The sequence below is a fragment of the Bradyrhizobium sp. genome (assembly GCF_016462955.1).
GTDB lineage: Bacteria > Pseudomonadota > Alphaproteobacteria > Rhizobiales > Xanthobacteraceae > Bradyrhizobium.
In genome coordinates, this window is record NZ_JAEMSD010000254.1 from 1 (window position 1) to 6470 (window position 6470).

Annotated in this window: 6 protein-coding genes; all 6 read right to left on the reverse strand. The window is 65.8% G+C overall.

Annotation, left to right across the window (positions count from 1 at the left end; genetic code table 11):
- Window positions 1–918: oligopeptide/dipeptide ABC transporter ATP-binding protein (locus JHD07_RS23290; protein ID WP_291626277.1), on the reverse strand; the 918-nt coding region annotated here is incomplete at its 3' end.
- Window positions 915–1904, reverse strand: a complete 990-nt coding sequence (locus tag JHD07_RS23295; protein WP_291626279.1) for an ABC transporter ATP-binding protein — start codon at window positions 1902–1904, stop codon at window positions 915–917. The genes JHD07_RS23290 and JHD07_RS23295, both read right to left, overlap by 4 nt.
- Window positions 1905–1923: 19 nt before the next feature.
- Window positions 1924–2847 carry an ABC transporter permease gene (locus JHD07_RS23300; RefSeq protein WP_291626282.1) on the reverse strand — a complete coding sequence of 308 codons (924 nt, stop codon included), beginning with the start codon at window positions 2845–2847 and terminating at the stop codon, window positions 1924–1926.
- Window positions 2844–3785 (reverse strand): ABC transporter permease, encoded by a 942-nt coding sequence (locus JHD07_RS23305; RefSeq protein ID WP_291626284.1) that lies wholly within the window; start codon window positions 3783–3785, stop codon window positions 2844–2846. Before JHD07_RS23305 ends, JHD07_RS23300 begins: the two co-directional genes overlap by 4 nt.
- A 17-nt stretch (window positions 3786–3802) precedes the next feature.
- Window positions 3803–5404: an ABC transporter substrate-binding protein gene (locus tag JHD07_RS23310; RefSeq protein ID WP_291626286.1), complete on the reverse strand. Its 1602-nt coding sequence runs from the start codon at window positions 5402–5404 to the stop codon at window positions 3803–3805.
- A 364-nt stretch (window positions 5405–5768) separates the two neighbouring features.
- On the reverse strand, window positions 5769–6470 hold a 702-nt coding region (locus JHD07_RS23315; RefSeq protein WP_291626288.1), incomplete at its 5' end, for an ATP-binding cassette domain-containing protein.

Consider the following 6470-nt stretch of genomic DNA (forward strand, 5'->3'; position numbering starts at 1 on the left):
CGGCTCCTCGGTCCGGCAGCGGTCGAAGACGAAGGGACAGCGGGTGTGGAAGCGGCAGCCGCTGGGCGGATTGATCGGGCTGGGTACGTCGCCCTTGAGGATAATGGGATTGCGCTGGGCGCCGGGCTCCGGCAGCGGCACCGCCGAGAGCAGCGCCTTGGTATAGGGATGTCTCGGCGCGGCGAAGATTTCCCGGCGCGGTGCCACCTCGACGATCTTGCCGAGATACATCACTGCAACGCGATGGGTCATGTGCTCGACGATGGCGAGGTCGTGGCTGATGAACAGCAGCGCAAGGCCGAACTCGCTTTGCAGATCCTGGAGCAGATTGACGATCTGCGCCTTGACCGAGACGTCGAGCGCGGAGACCGCCTCGTCGCACACGATCAACTCGGGCTCGGCCGCGAGCGCCCGCGCAATGCCGATGCGCTGGCGCTGGCCGCCGGAGAATTCGTGCGGCCTGCGGTTCAACGCCTCGCGCGGCAGGCGCACGGTGTCCATCAGCGATGTGACGCGCACCTCGAGGTCTTCCGCCGACTTGGCAAGGCCGAAATTGCGGATCGGCTCGGCCAGGATGTCGCGCACGCGCATGCGCGGATTGAGGCTCGAGAACGGATCCTGGAACACCACCTGCACACGGCGACGCATCTGGCGCATCGTGCCTGGTGTGGCATCGTCGATCCGCTGGCCGTCGAGGATGACCTGACCCGAGGTGATCTCGAACAGCCGCAGGACGGCACGGCCGACCGTCGACTTGCCGCAGCCGGACTCCCCGACCAGCGACAGGGTCTCGCCACGGGCGATCTCGAACGACACGCCGTCGACCGCATAGACGAATTCGGACTTGCGGTTGAAAAGGCCGGTCTTGACCGGAAAATGCTTCTTGAGGTCGTTGACCTGGAGCAGCGGAGGACTCATGCCGCGACGGCTCCCTTGGCCGAATAGTGACAGGCGGCGATGTGGCGCGGCCCCTTCTCTTCAAGGCCCGGCGCATATTGCCGGCAGAGATCGGTCGCAAGTGCACAGCGCCCGGCAAAGACGCAGCCGACGATGGGCTTGCGGAGGTCCGGCACCTGTCCGGGAATCTCGGCAAGCCGCCTTGCGGTCCCCGTCAGTGACGAGCCGAGCCGCGGGACCGCACCAAGCAGACCCTGCGTATAGGGATGGCGCGGCGAGCGGAACAGCTCCGCGACCGGCGCCTCCTCGACCTTGCGGCCGGCATACATCACCATGACGCGTTCGGCGATCTCGGCGACGACGCCGAGATCGTGGGTGATCAGGATGATGGCGGCGCCGACCCGGCGCTTGAGGTCCAGCATCAGCTTGAGGATCTGGGCCTGGATCGTCACGTCGAGCGCGGTGGTCGGCTCGTCCGCGATCAGAAGCTTCGGATTGCAGGCCAGCGCGATGGCGATCATGACGCGCTGGCGCATGCCGCCGGACAGCTGGTGCGGATATTCGCGCACACGCCGCTTCGGCTCGGGAATACCGACCAGCGTCAGCATCTCGATCGCGTGCGCTTCGGCGGCCTGCTTGTCGAGGCCCTGGTGGATCATCAAGGTCTCGCGAATCTGGCGGCCGACCGTGAGCACCGGATTGAGGCTCGTCATCGGCTCCTGGAAAATCATCGAGATGTCGTTGCCGCGGATCGCGCGCATCTCGCGATCGGCAAGTTGCAGCAGGTCCTTGCCCGCAAAGCGGATGCTGCCTGCGATCCGGCCCGGCGGCTCCGGAATCAGCCGCATCAGGGACATCGACGTCACCGACTTGCCGCAGCCGGACTCGCCGACGATGGCCAGCGTCTCGCCTTCGTCGACGTGAAAAGATACGCCGTCGACCGCCCGGTTGATGCCGCCCGGGGTGCGAAAATGGGTCTGGAGGTTCTCGACTTCGAGCAAAGCCATCGCGATCAGCCCCGATCCGTCAGAGACTTTTGGCCATGCGCGGGTCGAGCGCATCGCGAAGGCCGTCGCCGAGCAGGTTCACGGCGAGCACGGTGACGGACAGGAACGCCGCTGGGAAGAACACGATGTAGGGCTTGACCTGCCACAGCGCCCGGCCCTCCGCCATGATGTTGCCCCAGGAGGGAATGGTGGGCGGTGTGCCGGCGCCGATGAAGGAGAGGATCGCCTCCGTGATCATGGCGCTGGCGCAGATATAGGTCGCCTGCACCAGCATGGGTGCAACCGTGTTCGGCAGGATATGGCGCAGGATGATCATCGGCGTGCGCGTGCCGCAGGCGACCGCCGCGTCGACATAAGGCTGCTCGCGCAGCGACAGCACCACGCTGCGGACGAGGCGCGAGACACGCGGGATCTCGGCAACGGTGATCGCCAGGATGACGTTGCCGACGCTGCCGCGGGTCAGCGCCATCAACGCAATGGCGAGCAGGATCGGCGGGATCGACATCAAGCCGTCCATGAACCGCATCAGGATGCCGTCGGCCCAGCGGATGAAGCCGGAGACCATGCCGATGGCAAGGCCGGCGGCGGACGCGAAGATCGCGACCGACAGGCCGACCGTGAGCGAAACCCGCGCGCCGTAAAGCACGCGCGAATAGATGTCGCGGCCGAGCACGTCGGTGCCGAACCAGAAATCGGCCGACGGCGCGCGCGTGCGCTTGGCCGGCGCGAGCGCGGTCGGGTCGACCGTGCCGAGATAGGGGGCGAAGACCGCGATCAGGACCAGCGTCAGCAGCAGCGCACCGCCGATCGCAACCGTCGGATGGCCGCGCAACAAGCCCACCAGGCCGCGCCGGATCGCGACCGGCCTCAGGATGTCGGGCAGCTGCGGCGCGACGGCGAGGCCGGCCGGAAGCGATTGCGGATTGATGGTGGTGTCGGTCAATAGCGGATCCTCGGGTCAACGAGCGTGTAGACGACGTCGATCATCAGATTGACGAGGACGTAGACGAAGCTGAACAGCAGCACGATGCCCTGGATCACCGGATAATCGCGGCGCAGGATCGCATCGATGGTCAGGCGGCCGAGGCCGGGGATCGCGAACACGCTCTCGGTCACGACCGCGCCCCCGATCAGGAGCGCGATGCCGATCCCGATCACGGTGACGATCGGCACCGCCGCGTTCTTCAGCGCATGAATGAACAGGATGCCGCCCTGGCCGAGGCCCTTGGCCTTGGCGGTGCGGATGTAGTCCTGCTGCAGCACTTCGAGCATGGAGGCGCGGGTGATGCGGGCAACCAGCGCGATGTAGACGCAGCCGAGCGCGATCGACGGCAGGATCAGATTCTCCAGCCATGGCCAGAAGCCCTGGCTGAGCGGCGTGTAGCCCTGCACCGGCAGCCATTCCAACTCGAGGGCAAAGATGTAGGCGAGCATGTAGCCGACCACGAACACGGGCAGCGAGAAGCCGAACACCGCAAAGCCCATGATCACGCGGTCGATCAGGCTGCCGGCCTTCCATGCCGCCACCACGCCGAGCGGCACCGCCACCACAATGGTGAGCAGCAGGGTGACGATCATCAGCGACAAGGTCGGCCCGAGACGCTGCCCGATCATCGCCGACACCGGCAGGTTGGTGAAGATCGAGGTGCCGAGATCGCCGTGCAGAATGCGCCAGACCCAGCCTCCGAACTGGACCAGGAACGGCCGGTCCAGCCCAAGGCTCTGCCGGATGCGCTCCACATCCTCAGGACTGGCCTGATCGCCCGCGATCACCACGGCGGGATCACCCGGCGCGATGTAGAGCAGGCTGAACACGAACAGCGCGACGATGGCCATGACCGGCAAGGTCGCGGCGATACGGCGAAGGATGTAGGAGAGCATCTGGCCTCAGCGCACGATCATGCCGACTTGGACACGCCCCAGAAGAACGGCAGCGGTCCCTTGGTGATGCCGGAGACGTTCTTACGCCACGCGGTGTAGCTCAGGAAGAAGCCTGTCGGCGCGTAGACGACGTCGTCGAGCGCCGCCTTGTTGAGGCGGCCGATGGCGGCCTTCTCCTCGTCGAGGTTCTTGGCCTCAAACCAGGACGCAACCTCCTTCTCGGTGCCGGGGCTGTTGGGCCAGCCGAACCAGGCCTTGTCGCCGTTGGCGCGAACGGCGGTGTACGGTGCCGGATTGATGCAGTCGGCGCCGGCGTGCCAGGTGTGGAACATGTTCCAGCCGCCCTGCCCGGGCGGGGTCTTCTGCGCGCGGCGCGAGCCGACCGTGCCCCAGTCGGTGGCGACGAAGTCGACGTTCATGCCGAGCTTCTTCAAGAGGTCGGCGGTGACATCGCCCTGCGCCTTGGTGATCGGCTGGTCCTGCGCCACGAGGCACGTCACCGGCTGGCCGGAATAGCCGCTCTCGGCGAGCAGTTTCTTGGCCGCATCGAGATCGCGCTTGCCTTTCAGGATCTCCCCGCCCATCTCGCTGTAAAGCGGCGTATCAGGCGTGAAGAAGCCGGGCAGCGGCTTCCAGAGCGCGTTGTCGTCGCCGACGATCGCGCGCATGTAGTCTTCCTGGCTGAGCGCCATCAGCACCGCGCGCCGCGCCCGCACGTCGTTGAAAGGCGCGAACAGATGGTTCATGCGGAACGAGCCGATATTGCCGAGGGGATCGCCGATGTCGACGCTGATGTTCTTGTTCTTCTTCAGGACCGGAACGAGATCCGCAATCGGGTTTTCCCACCAATCGACTTCGCCGTTCTGCAACGCCGCGGCAGCCGTGGCCGGATCCGGCATCACGATCCACTCGATGCGATCGACCAGGATCTGCTTGCCGCCGGCGAGCCAGGAGGCCTTCTCCTGCCGCGGTACGTAATCGGCAAATTTCTCGAACACCGCCTTGGCGCCGGGCACCCACTCGCCTTTGGCGAACTTCATCGGCCCCGAGCCGACATAGTCGGTGATCTGCTTGAACGGATCGGTCTGCGCGATGCGCTCCGGCATGATGAAGCCGCACGGCGAATTGTTCTTGGCCAGCGCGTAAAGCATCTTCGGGAAGGGCTGCTTGAGCACCCATTTAAAGGTGCGGTCGTCGACGGCCGTGAGCTCCTGCTGCAGCGCCTTGATCATCAATCCCATGGGATCGCGCGCCGACCAGCGCGTCAGGCTCGCGACGACGTCCTTGCTCAGCACCGGTTCGCCGTCATGGAACTTGAGGCCCGGGCGCAGTTTGAAGGTCCAGGTCGTGCCGTCGTCCGACATCTGCTCGGATTCGACCATCTGCCGCTGCGGCTTAAGCTGCGCGTCGATGCCGTACAGCGTGTCCCAGACCATCGCGGCGGCGTTGCGCACGACATATTGCGTGCCCCAGATCGGGTCGAAATTGGCGAGATTGGCCTGCGGAACGAAGCGCAGGGTGCGTGCGGATGCGCCTTGTGCGATCGCCGGAGCCGCGAGGCCGGTCAATGCCAGACCGCCCGCGCCTGCCAGTCCCTTCAATACGGTCCTGCGATCCATGAAGTCCTCCGGTATTGCCGTGATGCCAGCTTTTCATTGGCAAATGGGGTGAGTGAAGCCGAGCCCACTTGCAAGCAAATGGTATGCCACTAAATGCGGCGTCGCCAGCCGGATTTCGCCCCCTTCTTGACCAAGGGCAATTGCATATGGCGCTTGGCGCGAGCTGAGCGCGCGCCTCGTCCTTCGAGACGCCCGCCTGCGGCGGGCCCTCAGGATGAGGCTAAACGGCATCGGTGCTCATTGAAGCGAGCGCAACGCACTCCGTCCTCATCCTGAGAGCCCGCCAACGGCGGGCGTCTCGAAGGATGGCCACAGGCGATATCGCTCCCGTATGCGATTGCCTGCCTTCTGACCGGCCCCGGCTTCAGAGCGCGGCCGCCAGCGCCGGTCCCGTCTCGATATGCGGGATCGCCTCGACCAGCTTGCGCGTGTAATCGGTCTTCGGATTGTCGAACAGCGCCCGGCTCTCGCCCTGCTCTACGATGCCGCCATTGCGCAGCACGATGGTGCGGTCGCAGAGCATGCGCACCACGTTGAGATCGTGGCTGACGAACAGCAAGGCGATGTCGTTCTCGCGCCTGAGCCGGTCGAGCAGCTGCAACACCACCGCCTGCACGGACACGTCGAGCGCGGCGGTCGGCTCGTCCAGCACTAGGAGCCGCGGACGGCAGGCAATGGCACGGGCGATGCCGACGCGGGCCTTCTGCCCGCCCGAGAGCTGGTGCGGAACGCGCGGCAGCAAATCCAGCGGCAGCCCGACGCGATCGGCGCATTCTTCGACCCGTTGGCGCAGCGCATCACCGGCCCGCATGCCGCCGAGCCGCAGCAGGGGATGAGCGATGCAGTCGAAGGCGGTGAAACGCGGATTGAGGCTCTCGTTCGGATCCTGGAAGACCATCTGGATGTCTTTGCGCAGCGGCGAGCGATGAAAATCGCGCGACGCCACGTGCCCGATCGACTGCCCGTCGAACACGATGTCGCCTTCGCTCGGGTCGATCAGGCGGCAGATCATCCGCGATGTCGTGCTCTTGCCGGACCCGGACTCGCCGACGAGCCCGACGCTCTC

Excerpts from the sequence above, each read along its gene's own strand:
- JHD07_RS23295 (WP_291626279.1), bottom strand. The coding sequence starts at position 1,904 with ATGGCTTTGCTCGAAGTCGAGAACCTCCAGACCCATTTTCGCACCCCG.
- JHD07_RS23305 (WP_291626284.1), bottom strand. The coding sequence starts at position 3,785 with ATGCTCTCCTACATCCTTCGCCGTATCGCCGCGACCTTGCCGGTCATG.
- JHD07_RS23310 (WP_291626286.1), bottom strand. The coding sequence starts at position 5,404 with ATGGATCGCAGGACCGTATTGAAGGGACTGGCAGGCGCGGGCGGTCTG.